The sequence below is a fragment of the Palleronia pelagia genome, from assembly GCF_900110115.1.
Classification (GTDB): Bacteria; Pseudomonadota; Alphaproteobacteria; order Rhodobacterales; family Rhodobacteraceae; genus Palleronia; species Palleronia pelagia.
In genome coordinates this window covers 235,701-250,752 of sequence record NZ_FOCM01000005.1, presented here as the reverse complement: position 1 = coordinate 250,752, position 15,052 = coordinate 235,701, and the positions used below count along the sequence as shown (strand labels likewise).

Sequence of the window (15,052 nt, the reverse complement as noted above, 5' to 3'; positions counted from 1 at the left end):
TCTCCGCTAGAAAGAAGGGGGTGTCCGCAAACCGTGTTGGTTCACACCACTTCGGTCGGGGGTGACCTTGCCGCGCTTCCATGGATCAGTCCCGGGTGAACTCCATCCGGTAGACCACTTCCTCGCCTGTGGTGGGGTCGGTGCCGGGAGCCCCGCTGATGACCAGGCGGTTGTTTTCCAGCGTGAACGGACGTTCCAGAGCGCCCTGCCAGTTCGGGTTCCACGAACCATCAACCTCGTGGATCACTCGATTACCCTCGATGCGGTAGGAGGCGACATAGGCGAGCATATCGTCTAATAGCTCCGCCTTCTCCTTTTCACTCCATGCTTGGCCTTTCGGCGGAATACGATCACGTCGGAAGACAGATGCCATCATCCGTCCACAGCGATGATACGCGATATAGCCAACAGGAGAGGCTCCCAGGGCATCAGTGGTTTCGCCCGTCTCCACCGATGTGCGCGTCCATGCGCCACGAACCGATCAATGCGTCGACATCCGCCATCCAAGTCCTCTCCTTGTCCATGCTGATCCAGATGATGAACGCTGCTTGATTGTTTGCCCAGAGCGTTGTTCGACGGGTCAATCAGAGTTCAGCACCTCTGGGCGCTCTGGTGGAAAGCCCGTTGTTGGTGACCAACACGAAATGCGGACACCCCCAAAAGAAAAGGGGGGGGTCGCAAGCCGTGCTGGTGCGCTTCGTGATTTCACGAACGCGCCTATGTTACTCCGCTTTTCCCGCGGAGGACGCCCTTGCTACACCACGACTTTCGCCGTTTTCTCGATGCCCTCGGCAAGCTGAATTCGGCCCAGATCAAGGACGCCCGCGCTTCCCGTTCTGACCGTCGCTGATCGCGGCGGGTCCCGCCTCTTCCGAAGACCGCCGAACCGCAGGAGCGCAACCGCGGAGCGCGCCATGACACCCCTGGTGCCTGCTGACGCGGTGCTCTGTTCGGACGGAGGCAACGGCTACGCAGATCTCGCGGCGGCCCACGGCCTGAAGCACTTCGTTGTCGGGAGCAAGCCGGGCACGCGCGTCGCGGCGGGCTGCTATCACATCCAGAATGTCAACTCGCTCCACGCCTGCTACAAGAGGTTCATCAAGCCCTTCTGCGGACCGGCTACGAAGAACCTCAACGGCTACATTCGGTGGCTTGAGGTCCGACTGGCTGGGGTGCCGCCTGCGGACATACTCAGTTCGTCGTGATTGCGGGCCGCCCCAGGCCAATGTGGTGCCGGATTGTGCCGGCCCCGGGTCACACGAAGCCGGCGCGGTCGACTATTCGTAGGCACCCGCGGAATAAGTGAGCTCGTAGCTGTGGCTGTAAAGCTCGAAGACAATGCCGAACGGGTCTTCGACGTAGACCATCTTGTAGGGCTTGCTCCCTGGGAAGTATTCGCGCACCGGCATCCGCTGTCGCCCGCCGGATTCGACGATGCGTTGTGCCAGGCCTTCGATGTCCGGGTCCTGCACCGCGAAGTGGAAGGTGCCATGGCGCTTGTGCTCGAGATTGTCTTCCGGCGCGTAGTTGCCGGGGAACTCAAAGATCTCGATACCTATGCCATCAGCGGTCGACAGGTGCGCGATCCTGAGCGAGCCCCATCCGGGGCCGAACACGTCCGTGCACATTACGCCGATGGCGCTGTCGTCCTCGACCGCCTCGGAAGGCGCCATCACGACGTAAAAGCCAAGCACGTCCGAGTAGAATTTCACGGCAGCGTCGAGGTCCGGAACGGACAGGCCGATGTGGGAAAAGGTGCGGGGTGTCCGGGTCATGTCATATCTCCATTCGGGTTACGTCGGAGCCGATATGGACTTTGGATGCCGCTTTGTGAAATTATCGTTTGGGATAGAAGTAATAACATAGCGTTATCATACGATGCTCAACGCAACTTGGCTCGAGACCTTCACCACACTGTGCGAAACCGGGCACTTCACCCGCGCCGCGGAGCGTCTGAACATGACACAACCCGGCGTGAGCCAGCATCTCCGGAAGCTCGAACAGCAGGTCGGACAGGCGCTGATCAGCCGACAGGGTAAGAGCTTCACCCTCACTCCAGCGGGCGAGGCGGTCTTCGGCCTTGGCCTGTCCCGCCGGGCCGAAGAAAAGCGCCTGCGCGACGACATCGAGACGGATGATCGGGACGCGGGGCCGGTTCATTTCGCCTGCTCTGGCAGCTTCGCGATGCTACTCTACCCCACGCTGCTGCCCTGGATGCGCGCCGCGCCCGACCTGAGTGTCCACCTGAAGGCGGCTCCGCAGGCCGAGATCCTGGCCGGGCTGCTGGAAGGACGTTTCGACCTGGGTGTGCTGGGGGCGGACCCGGACCACGTGCGGCTGGAGGCCAGGCACATCGGACGGGAGGAGCTGTGTCTTGTCCTTCCAGCGCACGCAGCCGACACGCCCATGTCTTTCGCCGACCTCGATGCGCGTGGTTTCATTGCTCACCCAGACGGCTACGGCTATGCCGACGACTTGCTGCGATTGAATTTCCCGGACGACTATCCTGGTGCTGACCAGCTGAGGCTGCGCGGTTCGGTCAACCAGATCGGCCAGATCCCTGCCCCCGTGGCCGAGGGGGTCGGCTACACACTTCTACCCCGAAGTGGCTTGGAAGCTTTCGTCAACAAGGCGAGCCTCTCCGTCTTTCAGCTTCCGAAGCGCCGTTGGCACGACCTTTGGCTCGTCATGCGCCGCGGCCGCTGCTTGTCGGCGAGGGCGCGCCATGCGCGGGACATCATCGAAGAAGCGGCTGGACAACTCCGGTGAGCGCAGGCTCGTCCGTCTGAAGCGACGTGGCCAACACGAAATGCGGACACCCCCAAAAGAAAAGGGCCGGTGGCGTGGTGCCACCGGCCCTTATTCCTGTCTGTCCGACGCCTCAGGCGGCCGTTGCCGTGTCGGCCAGGCGGCGCAGCACGTAGTGCAGCACGCCGCCGTTCTTGACGTAGTCGATCTCGATCGCGGTATCGATGCGCGACTTCAGCGTGATCTCCTTCGTCGAACCGTCGGCATAGGTGATGGTGCAGGGCACCTCGGCCTGCGGCTTGAAGTCGTCCTCGAGACCGTGGATCGCGAAGGTCTCGTCTCCGGTCAGTTCCAGGCTCTTGCGGTCGTCGCCGCCCGTGAACTCGAAGGGCAGGACGCCCATGCCCACCAGGTTCGAACGGTGGATCCGCTCGTAGCTGGACGCGATCACGGCCTTCACGCCCAGAAGCGCGGTGCCCTTGGCGGCCCAGTCGCGGCTGGAGCCGGCGCCGTACTGCTCACCCGCGATCACGACCAGCGGCGTGCCTTGCTCCTGGTACTTCATCGCGGCGTCGTAGATCGACATCTGCTCGCCATCGGGGCCCTTGGTGAAGCCGCCTTCCACGCCGTCCAGCATCTCGTTGCGGATGCGGATGTTGGCGAAGGTGCCGCGCATCATCACCTCGTGGTTGCCGCGGCGCGACCCGTACGAGTTGAACTCGCGCGGCTGCACCTGCCGCTCGGTCAGGTACTCACCCGCGGGCGAGGTTTCCTTGAACGACCCGGCGGGGCTGATGTGGTCGGTGGTTACCATGTCGCCCAGCAGCGCCAGCATCCGCGCGCCGTCGATGTTGCTGATCGTGCCGGCCTCGGTGTCCATGCCCTGGAAGTAGGGCGGGTTCTGGACATAGGTCGACGCGGCCGGCCAGTTGTAGGTCTCGCTGTCGGTGGTCTCGACTTCGCGCCACTTCTCGTCGCCCTTGAAGACGTCGGCGTATTTCTCCTGGAACATCTCGCGCGTGACGGTCTTCTCGACCAGCTCGGCGATCTCCTGTTGCGAGGGCCACAGGTCCTTGAGGTAGACGTCGTTGCCGTCCTTGTCCTGGCCCAGCGGCTCGCGCGTAATGTCCACGTTCATGTCGCCGACCAGGGCGTAGGCCACGACCAGCGGCGGCGAGGCCAGGTAGTTGGCGCGCACGTCGGGGCTGATCCGGCCCTCGAAGTTGCGGTTGCCCGACAGGACCGAGCAGGCGATCAGGTCGTTCTCGGCGATGGCCTTCGACAGCTCGTCGGCGATGGGGCCCGAGTTGCCGATGCAGGTGGTGCAGCCATAGCCCACCAGGTTGAAGCCGATGGCGTCCAGGTCTTCCTGCAGGCCCGTCTGCTCGAGGTAGGACGACACGACCTGGCTGCCCGGGGCGAGCGAGGTCTTGACCCAGGGCTGGCGATCGAGCCCCAGTTCGCGGGCCTTGCGGGCGACGAGGCCGGCGCCGATCATCACGTAGGGGTTCGACGTGTTGGTGCAGGACGTGATCGAGGCGATCACGATCGAGCCGTCGTGCAGCTCGAACGTCTTCTCCTCGCCGTCGATGTCCTTCATCGTGACGTGCGCGCGCTTGTGCTTGCCGGTGTTGCCGGGGATCTCTTTCGGCGCCGGCTGGCCGCCCTCGGCTTCCCACCGGACCTCGGCGCGCTTCTGGCCTTCGCCGTTCTTGCGTTGGCCGTCGATATAGGCGTGGAAATCCGTCGCGGCCTTGTCGAGATCGATATGCTGCTGCGGGTGCTTCGGCCCCGAGATGGCGGGCTTCACCGTGGACATGTCCAGCTCGAGCGTGTCGGTGAAGACCGGCTCGGCGCCCGGGGTGCGCCACAGTCCCTGCTCCTTGGCGTAGGCTTCGACCAGCTTGATGGTCTCGGCGTCGCGGCCCGTCTGGGTCAGGTAGCGCAGGGTTTCGTCGTCGATGGGGAAGAAGGCGCAGGTGCCGCCGAACTCGGGTGACATGTTGCCGATGGTCGCGCGGTCGGCCAGCGGAACGTTGTCCAGACCGTCACCGTAGAATTCGACGAATTTCTGAACCACGCCCTTTTCGCGCAGCATCTCGCAGACCTTCAGCACGAGGTCGGTGGCAGTGGTGCCCTCGGGCATTGCGCCGGTCAGCTTGAAGCCCACGACCTCGGGGATCAGCATCGACACGGGTTGGCCCAGCATGGCGGCCTCGGCCTCGATGCCGCCCACGCCCCAGCCCAGGACGGCCGCGCCGTTGACCATGGTGGTGTGGCTGTCGGTGCCCACCAACGTATCGGGATAGGCCACCATGTCGCCGTTCTGGTCCTTGTCGGACCACACGGTCTTGGCCAGGTACTCCAGGTTCACCTGGTGACAGATGCCGGTGCCGGGCGGCACGACGCGGAAGTTCTCGAACGCCTTCTGGCCCCATTTCAGGAACTGGTAACGCTCGATGTTGCGCTCGTACTCGCGGTCCACGTTCATCTGGAAGGCGCGCGGGTTGCCGAACTCGTCGATCATGACCGAGTGGTCGATGACCAGGTCCACGGGGTTCAGCGGGTTGATCTTCTGCGCGTCGCCGCCGAGGCTGACGATGCCGTCGCGCATGGCGGCCAGGTCGACCACGGCAGGCACGCCCGTGAAGTCCTGCATCAGCACGCGGGCGGGGCGGTACGCGATCTCGCGGTTGGTGTTGCCGCCGTTCTCGGCCCAGTCGGCGAAGGCCTTGATGTCGTCGGTGGTGACGGTGTTGCCGTCCTCGAAGCGCAGCAGGTTCTCAAGCAGCACCTTCAGCGACACCGGCAGGCGAGAGAAATCGCCAAGCCCCGCCTGCGAGGCCGCGTCGATGGAATAATAGGCATAGGAACTGCCGCCGACTTCGAGCGTCTTGCGGGTTTTATTGGTGTCCTGTCCAACCTCGATGGGCATGGCGGTCTCCTTGAAAAGGGAAAGGGATCAACTGACATTTGTGTCGCGATTGATCCAACGTAATAGGGCTGGTGGGGGCGGCTGTCAATGTCGGTATGCATATGTATGCAAACCGCATGTTTCGGCCAGTCGCAATTCCTTGATTGGCTTTGGGACCTTCGTCTCTATAGGAGGATCAGGGCAACGACGAGAGGACGACGCATGCTTCGATGGATCCGTGGACTGGCGCTGGCGGCCTGTTTTGCGCCCATGGTCGCGGAGGCGGAGGAACAGCCCGTCGTCATCGAACTCTACACCTCGCAGGGCTGCTCGGCCTGCCCACCCGCCGACGAGCTGATGGGTCGCTTGGCCCGGATGGAGGGCGTGCTGCCCCTGGCGCTGCACGTGGACTATTGGGACTACATCGGCTGGAAGGACAGGTTCGCCCAGCCCGGTTTCACCAAGCGGCAGAAGGGCTACGCCCGCGCCGCCGCGCAGCGCACGATCTATACCCCGCAGATGGTCGTGGGCGGCGTCGATCACGTGGTGGGCAACCGGCCACTGCAGGTGATGGAGCTGATCGACAAGCATCGTGACCGCGCCGATCCGGTCGCGCTGACGGTCCTGCGCGACGGCGACAGCCTGACCATCCAGGCCCCCGCCGCCGGGGCGTTCGAGCGGCCCGCGCTTGTGCAGGTCGTCGAATACACGCCGGCCGAAACGGTCTCGATCGAGCGGGGCGAGAATGCCGGCCATACATTCGAATACCACAACATCGTCAAGACCTGGCGCACGGTGGGCGAATGGACGGGCGAGGCGCCGCTGAACCTGACCACCACCGCCACGCCGCCCGCCGCGATCATCCTGCAACGGCAGGGCCCGGGCGAGATCGTCGCCGCCGCCCGCGTGGACTGAGAGCGGCGCCCGCGCAACGTCAGCTTTCGGTCGGGACGGCGCGCTTGCGCTCGGGCTTCCAGCGGCGATGTATCCAGAACCACTGGTCCATGTGCCGCCGCACCCAGCCTTCCAGGTTGTCGTTGATCGCCTGCGTCATCTCGACCGGGTCGCCCGACGGGATCGGCGCCTCGAGATGGATATCGAAGTTCAGCCCGTCGGGCCGGCGGATTCCGTAGCAGGGGATCACCAGCGCGTCGAACTTCACCGCCCATTCGCAAGCCGACACGGCGGTAGGCGCGGGCTGACCGAAGAAGGTCACGTCGGCGCCCCTCATGGAATAGACGTCGGTCAGGATGCCGATGATGCCGCCGTCGGCCAGGTGACGCACGAAGCCGGTGATGCCCTTGCGATCCGCCGGAAACAGCGGCGCGCCGATCTGAGTCAGGGCGCGGACGTAGTGGTCGTTGAAGGCCGCGTTCTTCATCGGGCGATACAGGGCGCCCAGGCCGTGGCCCTCGTGGAACAGGGTCGCGCGCAGGCTGTCGAAATTGCCCAGATGCGCAGTGACCAGCACCACCGGGCGGCCCTCGGCGCGGGCGGCCAGGAACGGCTCCAGCCCCGGGCCGGCCAGGGGCGTGCCGCGCACGTGATCCTTGAACTCGGCGCCCGAGTAGATCTCGATCAATGTGCGGCCCACGTTGTTCGCCACCGCCCGTTCCAGCCGTTTCACCTCGGCGGCGGGCATGTCGGGGCAGACCAGCGCCAGGTTCTTGCGGATGCGCTTGCGCCAGCCCACGGCGGGGCCGATCATGTGGGCGCAGATCCAGCCCATGGTGCGCACCCGCGTGCGATAGGGCAACGCCAGGACGACCCCCAGCAGCCCACGGATCACAAGGTTCTGGATCTTGTGTAGGGGGCTGGGCGGTTTCGTGGCAGACACCTTCGGGCGCTTTCGCAAGGAACGGATCGCCTTCGACATACGCGGCGTGCAGCCCGATCACAACGGGGCGCGCTACTCCTCGTCCTCGGCGATCAGCTTGATCTCGCCGGCATCGACCGCCTCGCGGATGGCCGAGACGACGGCGGTTTCGGCGCGCTCGACTTCGGCGGGGGCGATCTTGCCCAACTCGCCCGCCTCGTCGCGCATGGTGTCGGCCAGGCGCTGGGACATGTTGGCCAGCAGGTAGTCCACCGTCGCCTGCGTCTTCTCGGTCGCGCCGGCGATGGCCAGGATCAGGATGTCCTGGTCCACGCCCTTGACCACCACCGGCACATCGCGCGCGGCCACGCGATCGGGGATGTTCTCGAAGGTGAAGATCGCCTTGCGCACCTGGCTGCCCAGTTCGGCGTCCTCGGCGTCGAGCCCTTCCAGGACCTCTTCGCGGGTGACCGAGGTCGACACGTTCAGGATCGCCCCCAGCCGTTCCACCGCCGCGGCGGGGAAGGCGCGGGGCGGTTCGGCCTTCAGCTCAGCGGCCAGCGCCACGCCGATGCGGCGCACGGTCGAGGGCGCGATATCGGCGGTCTCCGAGACCGCCAGGGTCAGCCGCCGGGCCAGGGCGCCGGGCAGTTTCGACAGCAGGTCGGCCGCCTTGGCGACCTTCAGCTTCGACAGGATCACCGCCCCGATCTCGGGGCTTTCGCGTTGCAGCAGCGGCATGATCTTCTCGGGCGGGAACTCGGCAATGGTCTCCCACGGGTCGTCGGTCCAGATGGCGCCGGACTGCTTGCGCAGCCGTGCGGCGATCTCGGGGCTGATCGCGCCTTCGAGGATGCCCAGGGCGCCTTCCAGCCCGCCGGGAAAGCTGAGCCCGATCGAATCGAGTTCGGAGGCGAATTCCTCGACCACGTCGCGCAGGGTGGCGCGGTCGACGAAGCGCATCTGCGTCATCTGGGTGGTCAGCTCGGCCTGCAACGGCTCGGGCAGCTCGCTCAGCGGCAGGGTCGCGCCCTCGGCCAGCAGCAGGCGCACGACGATGGCCGCCTTCTGGCGGCGGGTCAGGGTGCGCGGGTCGATCATGCCGGGGATCCGGCGGGGCAGGCCGGGGTCTGGAGGTTCGGGCCTGAGCGCGATCTGTCCGTCCATGGCGGGCTCCGGTGGCTGGGCTGTCACGACGGGCACCCTAGGCCACCGGGGTAAACGGAACGGTAACGACGGGCCGGTCAGTAGCCCGCGCTGGGTCCGTTGCCCAAGGCGCTGCGCAGCAGGAACTCGGGCCAGCTGGCGCGGCCGCCCCGGCGCCGGATCTCGGTCAGTTGGCCGCGGGCCGCTTCGATGTCTCCAAGCGCGATGAACGCGCGGCCCAGGTGGGCGCGTGCCAGCAAGTCATCGGGCGACGCGGACACGGTGTCGGACAGGATCGCCTGCGCTGCCTCGGCATCGCCGTCTTCGATCAGGGCAACCGCCTGCGCAAGATGTGCGGGCGTGTCCCGCGCCGCGGCGCCTGGCGTGGCGGCGCACAGCAAAAGGCCCGCCACGAGAACCGCGGCGGGCCATTTCGATACCATTCCGCGCGGAACGCGCGGACGGGTGGTCAGCTCGACACCGGGACGCAGCTTTGCGATTCGCTGTCGTAGACCGTGCCGGCGGCGCAGGTCATCGAGACCTGTTTCGACCATTCGCATTGAGCCACCGCCAGTCCGGGGGCGATGGCCAGAACGGCCGTGGTCAGGGCAATCTTGAGGGTCATGATCATGCTCCGATCCTGTCTGTTGCGATAGGAAGCAAGGTATCATGACCCCACGTAAAGTCACCGCCGGAAGCCGCCTTTGCCTGCGACAGATCGGAACAGGTCAGGTTTCGCCGAAAACGCGGGCAAAGATCGTGTCCACATGCTTGGTATGATAGTCCATGTCGAACTTTTCGTTGATGCCGTCCTCGCCCAGGGCGGCGACGACTTCGGCATCGGCCAGCAGCAGCTCGCGGAAGTCGAGCCGCTCTTCCCACACCTTCAGCGCGTTGCGTTGCACCATGGAATAGGCGTCCTCGCGGCTGACGCCCGCCTGGGTCAGGGCCAGGAGCACCCGTTGCGACATCACCAGGCCGGGAAACTTGTTCATGTTCTCCAGCATGTTGTCGGAGAAGATCAGCATCTTGTCGACGACGCCCGCCAGCCGGTTCAGCGCGAAATCCAGCGTCACGGTGGCGTCGGGGCCGATGCCCCGCTCGACCGAGGAGTGCGAGATGTCGCGCTCGTGCCAGAGCGCCACGTTCTCCATCGCGGGAGTCACGGTCATGCGGACCAGCCGGGCGAGGCCCGTGAGGTTCTCCGTCAGGACGGGGTTCTTCTTGTGCGGCATGGCCGAGCTGCCCTTCTGCCCTAGCGAGAAGAACTCGGCCCCTTCCAGCACCTCGGTCCGTTGCATGTGCCGGATCTCGACCGCGATGTTCTCGATGGACGAGGCGATGACGCCCAGCGTGGCGAAGAACATGGCGTGCCGGTCACGCGGGATGACTTGCGTGCTGATCGGCTCGGGCGTCAGGCCCAGCTTGGCGCAGACATGCTCTTCCACGCGGGGGTCGATATTGGCAAAGGTGCCGACCGCGCCGCTGATGGCGCCGGTCGCGACCTCGGCCCGCGCGGCCTGAAGGCGCGCGCGGTTGCGGTCCATCTCGGCGTAGAAGCGGGCGAAGGTCAGGCCCATGGTCGTGGGCTCGGCGTGGATGCCGTGGCTGCGGCCCACGCGCACGGTCATCTTGTGCTCCATCGCGCGTTTCTTGAGCGCGGCCAGCAGCTTGTCCAGGTCCGCCAGCAGCAGGTCGGCGGCGCGCACGAGCTGGACGTTGAAGCAGGTATCCAGAACGTCCGAGCTGGTCATGCCCTGGTGGACGAAGCGGGCCTCCTCGCTGCCCACGTGCTCGGCCAGGTGGGTCAGGAAGGCGATGACGTCGTGCTTGGTGACGGCCTCGATCTCGTCGATGCGGGCCACGTCGAACTCCACGTCGTTGGCCTTCCAGACGGCCTCGGCGTTCTCGCGCGGGATGACGCCCAGGTCGGCCATGGCGTCGCAGGCATGCGCCTCGATCTCGTACCAGATGCGGAACTTGGTGGCGGGCTCCCAGATGTCGGTCATCTCGGGGCGGGCGTAACGGGGGATCATGGGCGGCACCTGCGGGTCAGCGACAATTGCCGGGCTGATACGCCGCCGGGCGGGGCCGGGCAAGGTGTGGGTGCCTCGCGGGATGCTGCAAATGCGAAAGGCGCAACCGGTGGCTGCGCCTTTCAGAGGGTCGAGGCTGTCGAGGGATCAGTGTCCATAGACGGCCCGGTGCGCGATCGCGTCGGTGTCGCGTGCGTTCAGGTCGAGGTCGATCTGGGTCTGCAGGGGCAGGGCGCGCAGGGCGTCGCGGGTGCGGGCGTATTGCGCGCGCTGTTCGATGGTTTTGCGGATCTGTTCGATCAGGGTCATGTGTCTGTCCTTCGTCGGTGCGTTTCGGGTCGTGGCCTCATCGGCTACACCACGGATATGGGGCATTGTTAGCGCACCACAATCGCCGTTGCGGCAAGCCCGCTATGCGGTGGGTGCAAGGCAATAATTGTTCCGAAACAATTAACTACGGCGTGTCCCTTGGATCAGTGTTGCGCGCCGGTCGGACCATAGACGGCCTGGCGGGCGATGGTCTTGGCGTCGCCGTGGTAGATGTCGAGATCCAGGGCGGTGTCGATGGGCAGGGCGCGCAAGGCGCGCAGGGTGCGGCGGTATTCGGCCCGGCGCCGGGCGCGCAGCCGCAGGTCGTTGAAGATCGTCATGGAGGGGTCTCGTTGGTTGCCGTGGAACCGCCACGCATCCCGCGCGGCGGACACCCCCAAGGTGCAACCGGATAAGCCTGCTGCCTAGCGGTCGTTCCTGCAATGCTGCGTTGCAGAAAACGCAACGCGAGGCTGGCTATTTCCCGCCGCGCTCGCGCTCGCTCAGACGCTCCTCAATGGCCGCCAGCCGGGCCAGCACCTCGTCGCGATAGGTGCCCGTGGCCTCGTTCGTCTCCTCGTGGTGGGCGTCCTGCATCGAGTTCACGATCAGGCCCACCAGAAGGTTCACCACGGCGAAGGTGGTGACCATGATGAACGTGACGAAGAACAGCCAGGCGTAGGGATAGACTTCCATCACCGGGCGCACGATGCCCATGGACCACGATTCCAGCGTCATGATCTGGAACAGCGTGTAGCCCGACCGCCCCAGCGTGCCGAACCAGTCGGGGAAGGCGCTGCCGAAGAGCTTGGTCGCCATGACCGCGCCGATATAGAAGATCATGCCCATCAGCACGAAGACCGACCCCATGCCGGGCAGGGCGTTCACCAGCCCCTCGACCACGCGCCTCAGCGACGGCGCCACCGACACCACGCGCAGCAGGCGCAGGATCCGCAGCGCGCGCAACACGGTCAGCCCCTGCGCGGCCGGGACAAGCGAGATGCCGACGATCACGAAGTCGAAGATGTTCCAGCCGCGCCGGAAGAAGTCGAGCCCGCGGGCATAAAGCTTCAGCCCGATCTCGATCACGAAGATGGTCAGGCACGCGGTGTCCAGCGCGACGATCAGCGGCCCGGCCTCGGCCATGACCGCGTCCGATGTTTCCAGCCCGAGCACGATGGCGTTGAACAGGATCACGCCCAGCACGGTGTTCTGAACCGCGGTGCGGTCGAGGAACCGGCCCACGCGGGCGCGCATCGGGGACGGGGCGGTGGTGTTGGTCCGGTCTGTCATGGGCAGGGATATCGGCTGCCCGCGCGACAAGGGCAAGACGTCGCGGACCGGCGATTTGCACGACGCGGGCCGCGCGCGGTGTCTACTCGGCGACCAGCTCGAAGGCCGCGTCGCCGCTCGCCCGCATCTCGCGCGTCAGGAAGGCGCGGAAGGCCGAGATCATCTGTTCGTCCGCGCGGTGGCTCTGGCAGATGAACGAATAGATGACGAAGGGCATGGTCACGGTGTCGAACAGGCGCACCAATCGCCCCGCCTTGATCGTGTCGCGCACCATCATGTCGTAGCCGAGACTGACGCCCAGTCCCTGCTCGACGCCCGAGGTGGCCAGCTCGCAATTCGGGAAGGCGGGGCCGCGGGGCAGGCGCGGCGCGGCGACACCGGCAGCCGCGAACCATTCGTTCCACTGGTCCATCGTCTCGTCGTGCATCAACGTGACGTTGCACAGGTCCTCGGGGCGGTTCAGCGGATTGGCGGCCAGGAATGAGGGCGAGGCCACCGGATACCGCCCGGACCGCATGAGCGGGACCACGTCGGCGTCGGGGACCGTGGGTTCGGTCCATCCGATCACCACGTCGGCGTCGTTGCTGGCGAAGTCGGTCGAGGGCGCGCCGGTCGACACGCGCAGCCGAACAGCCTCGGGATGCTCGAACCGGTCAAGGCGGGGCACCAGCCAGCGGGCCGCGAAACCGGGCGTGCACAGGACGCGCAGAGTGCGGTCCGCGCGGGTCAGGATCGACGCCGTGTCGGCCTCGAGCCGGTCGAGCAGCGTGGTCATCCGGCGCGCGTAACCGCGCCCCGTGAGGGTCAGGTGCGTTTGGTTGGCGCGCCGTTCGAACAGCTTCGTGTCCAGGAAGTCCTCCAGCGCGCGGATCTGGTGGCTGATCGCCGAGGGCGAAAGACACAGCTCGTCCGCGGCCTTGGTGAAGGACAGATGGCGTGCCGCGGCCTCGAACGCGCGGATCGCGGCGAAGGGGGGCAGCCTACGTCCCATGGCAGGCACGTCCTGGGGGGATGAATTTTCCGCATGCCGGCATGAAAAACCGTCTTTTGCAGCTTCAATGGCACGCAGCCTAGCATCGATCGCAGGAAATCCAAAATCGAGACGCCCAGGAGGTTGCCATGCCGGTCCTTGCCCGCTCCCGTTGTCGTGCCCTGATCCTTGCCCTTTCGCTGATGCTGCCGCTGGCCTCGGCCGGTGCCGCGCCGAACCTGCGCTTCGATCCCGACCCGGCATGGCGCCACGCCGAGGATGTCGCGGCCCTGCGCGAAACGCTTGAAGCCTGGCTCGACACCCACAGCGACCTGCCGCGTAACCCCGATCCGCTGTCGATTTCGCTCGTCGCATCGGGCGAGGCGCAGGCCCTGCACGGTCCGGCCGTCCGAGGCCACGGCAAGCTTCGCGGTCTTTACGACGAGGATCGGGCCCGTGTGCTTCTGGTCGCGCCTTGGCGGCAGGACAGGACGCTGGATGCCAGCGTTCTGCTGCACGAACTGGTGCACCACCGCCAGGCCGGGGCGCATTTCTACTGCCCCGAGGCTGCCGAGCTCGCCGCCTACAGGCTTCAGGACCAGTGGTTGCGGGAAAGGGGGCTGGAAGCGCCGGTCAACTGGATCGCTGTGGTGATCCAGGCGGGCTGCACATCGCGCGACATCCACCCCGAATGACGCGGTCGCCTTGGAAGCATGACGCGCGCCGTCCCATGGGAACGGCGCGCGTCGCGTGTTGGTCCTAGAGCTTGCCCATGGCCACGGCGGTGTCGGCCATGCGGTTCGAGAAGCCCCACTCGTTGTCGTACCAGGTCAGGATGCGGCACATGGTGCCCTCCATCACCTTGGTCTGGTCCATGTGGAAGACCGACGAATGCGGGTCGTGGTTGAAGTCGCCCGAGACCAGCATCTCGTCCGTGTAGCCCAGGATGCCCTTCATAGGGCCGTCGGCGGCCTTGCGGATGGCATCGTTGATCTCTTCGACCGTCGTGTCGCGGTCGGCCTCGAAGACCAGGTCGACGACCGACACGTTGGGCGTGGGCACCCGGATCGCCACGCCGTCGAGCTTGCCGTTCAGCTCGGGCAGCACCAGGCCCACGGCCTTCGCGGCACCGGTCGAGGTGGGGATCATGTTCAGCGCCGCGGCGCGCGCGCGGTACAGGTCCTTGTGCATGGTATCCAGCGTCGGCTGGTCGCCGGTATAGCTGTGGATCGTGGTCATGAAGCCGCGCTTGATGCCGATGGTGTCGTTCAGCACCTTGGCCACGGGCGACAGGCAGTTGGTGGTGCAGCTCGCGTTCGAGATCACCTTGTCCTCGGACGTCAGCGTGCCCTCGTTCACGCCGTAGACGATGGTCTTGTTCGCGTTCGAGCACGGGGCCGAGACCAGCACGCGGTCCGAGCCGTTCTCGAGGTGCCATGCGGCCTTCTCGGCGCTGGTGAAGATGCCGGTGCATTCCAGCGCGATGTCGACGCCGTCCCAGGGCAGGGCCTTGGGGTCGCGCTCGGCCGTGACGGTCATCTTGCCGCGGCCCACGTCGATCCAGTCGTCGCCGGTGGTCACCTCGGCCGGGAAGCGGCCGTGCACGCTGTCATAGCGCAGCAGATGGGCGTTGGTCTCGACGGGCCCGAGGTCGTTGATATGGGTGACCTCGATATCGGTGCGGCCCGATTCGATGATGCCGCGCAGCACGTTGCGCCCGATGCGGCCGAAGCCGTTGATGCCGACCTTGACTGTCATGTCGTCTCTCCATCTGGTTGCGGCCCGCGTGGACGGGGCCGATTGCCTTGTTTTGAAAGCCA

17 protein-coding genes are annotated in these 15,052 nt (G+C 65.9%); 4 read left to right on the top strand and 13 right to left on the bottom strand.

Annotated features, from left to right (window positions below):
• Positions 1–85: 85 nt before the first annotated feature.
• Complete coding sequence (locus BMX96_RS12715; RefSeq protein ID WP_139210094.1) at positions 86–451, bottom strand: lipocalin-like domain-containing protein; 366 nt, start codon at positions 449–451, stop codon at positions 86–88.
• 463 nt (positions 452–914) lie between these two features.
• Between BMX96_RS12715 and BMX96_RS12710 the strand changes: the two genes are divergently transcribed.
• Positions 915–1,205 (top strand): hypothetical protein, encoded by a 291-nt coding sequence (locus BMX96_RS12710; protein ID WP_091845834.1) that lies wholly within the window; start codon positions 915–917, stop codon positions 1,203–1,205.
• A 72-nt stretch (positions 1,206–1,277) separates the two neighbouring features.
• On the opposite strand, the gene BMX96_RS12705 is transcribed toward BMX96_RS12710, so the two are convergent.
• A complete protein-coding gene (locus BMX96_RS12705) occupies positions 1,278–1,775 on the bottom strand; it encodes a lactoylglutathione lyase family protein (RefSeq protein WP_091845833.1) in 498 nt (165 codons plus the stop codon).
• A gap of 103 nt (positions 1,776–1,878) precedes the next feature.
• Between BMX96_RS12705 and BMX96_RS12700 the strand changes: the two genes are divergently transcribed.
• Positions 1,879–2,769, top strand: a complete 891-nt coding sequence (locus BMX96_RS12700; protein WP_091845832.1) for a LysR family transcriptional regulator — start codon at positions 1,879–1,881, stop codon at positions 2,767–2,769.
• A gap of 112 nt (positions 2,770–2,881) precedes the next feature.
• On the opposite strand, the gene acnA is transcribed toward BMX96_RS12700, so the two are convergent.
• Positions 2,882–5,683, bottom strand: coding sequence for an aconitate hydratase AcnA (acnA, locus tag BMX96_RS12695; protein WP_091845831.1), 2,802 nt, complete (start codon positions 5,681–5,683; stop codon positions 2,882–2,884).
• Between the two features lie 201 nt (positions 5,684–5,884).
• Here acnA and BMX96_RS12690 point away from each other — a divergent pair, with 201 nt between their 5' ends.
• Entirely contained in the window at positions 5,885–6,577 is a 693-nt protein-coding gene (locus BMX96_RS12690; RefSeq protein ID WP_175481739.1) for a DUF1223 domain-containing protein, read from the top strand.
• Positions 6,578–6,596: 19 nt separating this feature from the next.
• Here the strand turns inward: BMX96_RS12690 and BMX96_RS12685 are convergent, their stop codons facing one another.
• The 9 genes from BMX96_RS12685 to BMX96_RS12660 form a co-directional block, all read right to left on the bottom strand.
• On the bottom strand, positions 6,597–7,499 hold the full coding sequence (locus tag BMX96_RS12685; protein WP_236737057.1) for a lysophospholipid acyltransferase family protein: 903 nt from the start codon (positions 7,497–7,499) through the stop codon (positions 6,597–6,599).
• Between the two features lie 72 nt (positions 7,500–7,571).
• Positions 7,572–8,645, bottom strand: coding sequence for a flagellar motor switch protein FliG (locus BMX96_RS12680; RefSeq protein ID WP_236737056.1), 1,074 nt, complete (start codon positions 8,643–8,645; stop codon positions 7,572–7,574).
• Between the two features lie 77 nt (positions 8,646–8,722).
• Positions 8,723–9,067 (bottom strand): tetratricopeptide repeat protein, encoded by a 345-nt coding sequence (locus tag BMX96_RS12675; protein ID WP_175481738.1) that lies wholly within the window; start codon positions 9,065–9,067, stop codon positions 8,723–8,725.
• 26 nt (positions 9,068–9,093) lie between these two features.
• On the bottom strand, positions 9,094–9,255 hold the full coding sequence (locus tag BMX96_RS19350; RefSeq protein WP_236737055.1) for a carbohydrate-binding module family 14 protein: 162 nt from the start codon (positions 9,253–9,255) through the stop codon (positions 9,094–9,096).
• Positions 9,256–9,352: 97 nt separating this feature from the next.
• On the bottom strand, positions 9,353–10,660 hold the full coding sequence (purB, locus tag BMX96_RS12670) for an adenylosuccinate lyase (RefSeq protein WP_091845828.1): 1,308 nt from the start codon (positions 10,658–10,660) through the stop codon (positions 9,353–9,355).
• Positions 10,661–10,807: 147 nt separating this feature from the next.
• Positions 10,808–10,969: a hypothetical protein gene (locus BMX96_RS19660; protein WP_175481737.1), complete on the bottom strand. Its 162-nt coding sequence runs from the start codon at positions 10,967–10,969 to the stop codon at positions 10,808–10,810.
• Between the two features lie 164 nt (positions 10,970–11,133).
• Complete coding sequence (locus BMX96_RS19655; RefSeq protein ID WP_175481736.1) at positions 11,134–11,310, bottom strand: hypothetical protein; 177 nt, start codon at positions 11,308–11,310, stop codon at positions 11,134–11,136.
• 136 nt (positions 11,311–11,446) lie between these two features.
• Positions 11,447–12,262, bottom strand: coding sequence for an ion transporter (locus BMX96_RS12665; RefSeq protein ID WP_236737054.1), 816 nt, complete (start codon positions 12,260–12,262; stop codon positions 11,447–11,449).
• Between the two features lie 82 nt (positions 12,263–12,344).
• Positions 12,345–13,253 (bottom strand): LysR substrate-binding domain-containing protein, encoded by a 909-nt coding sequence (locus tag BMX96_RS12660; RefSeq protein ID WP_091845826.1) that lies wholly within the window; start codon positions 13,251–13,253, stop codon positions 12,345–12,347.
• 128 nt (positions 13,254–13,381) lie between these two features.
• Here BMX96_RS12660 and BMX96_RS12655 point away from each other — a divergent pair, with 128 nt between their 5' ends.
• Complete coding sequence (locus tag BMX96_RS12655) at positions 13,382–13,927, top strand: DUF6647 family protein (RefSeq protein ID WP_091845825.1); 546 nt, start codon at positions 13,382–13,384, stop codon at positions 13,925–13,927.
• Positions 13,928–13,991: 64 nt separating this feature from the next.
• Here the strand turns inward: BMX96_RS12655 and gap are convergent, their stop codons facing one another.
• The gene (gene gap / locus BMX96_RS12650) at positions 13,992–14,990 is read right to left on the bottom strand and encodes a type I glyceraldehyde-3-phosphate dehydrogenase (protein WP_073129677.1); all 999 of its coding nucleotides are present in this window, start codon (positions 14,988–14,990) and stop codon (positions 13,992–13,994) included.
• Positions 14,991–15,052 lie beyond the last annotated feature (62 nt).

Bases quoted from the DNA above. Each gene is read 5' to 3' on its own strand.
- BMX96_RS12680 (WP_236737056.1), bottom strand. From the start codon at position 8,645: ATGGACGGACAGATCGCGCTCAGGCCCGAACCTCCAGACCCCGGCCTG.
- BMX96_RS12705 (WP_091845833.1), bottom strand. From the start codon at position 1,775: ATGACCCGGACACCCCGCACCTTTTCCCACATCGGCCTGTCCGTTCCG.
- BMX96_RS19350 (WP_236737055.1), bottom strand. From the start codon at position 9,255: ATGATCATGACCCTCAAGATTGCCCTGACCACGGCCGTTCTGGCCATC.
- BMX96_RS12690 (WP_175481739.1), top strand. From the start codon at position 5,885: ATGCTTCGATGGATCCGTGGACTGGCGCTGGCGGCCTGTTTTGCGCCC.
- BMX96_RS12675 (WP_175481738.1), bottom strand. From the start codon at position 9,067: ATGGTATCGAAATGGCCCGCCGCGGTTCTCGTGGCGGGCCTTTTGCTG.
- BMX96_RS12655 (WP_091845825.1), top strand. From the start codon at position 13,382: ATGCCGGTCCTTGCCCGCTCCCGTTGTCGTGCCCTGATCCTTGCCCTT.
- BMX96_RS19660 (WP_175481737.1), bottom strand. From the start codon at position 10,969: ATGACCCTGATCGAACAGATCCGCAAAACCATCGAACAGCGCGCGCAA.
- BMX96_RS12660 (WP_091845826.1), bottom strand. From the start codon at position 13,253: ATGGGACGTAGGCTGCCCCCCTTCGCCGCGATCCGCGCGTTCGAGGCC.
- purB (WP_091845828.1), bottom strand. From the start codon at position 10,660: ATGATCCCCCGTTACGCCCGCCCCGAGATGACCGACATCTGGGAGCCC.
- BMX96_RS12710 (WP_091845834.1), top strand. From the start codon at position 915: ATGACACCCCTGGTGCCTGCTGACGCGGTGCTCTGTTCGGACGGAGGC.
- gap (WP_073129677.1), bottom strand. From the start codon at position 14,990: ATGACAGTCAAGGTCGGCATCAACGGCTTCGGCCGCATCGGGCGCAAC.
- BMX96_RS12665 (WP_236737054.1), bottom strand. From the start codon at position 12,262: ATGACAGACCGGACCAACACCACCGCCCCGTCCCCGATGCGCGCCCGC.
- BMX96_RS12700 (WP_091845832.1), top strand. From the start codon at position 1,879: ATGCTCAACGCAACTTGGCTCGAGACCTTCACCACACTGTGCGAAACC.
- acnA (WP_091845831.1), bottom strand. From the start codon at position 5,683: ATGCCCATCGAGGTTGGACAGGACACCAATAAAACCCGCAAGACGCTC.
- BMX96_RS19655 (WP_175481736.1), bottom strand. From the start codon at position 11,310: ATGACGATCTTCAACGACCTGCGGCTGCGCGCCCGGCGCCGGGCCGAA.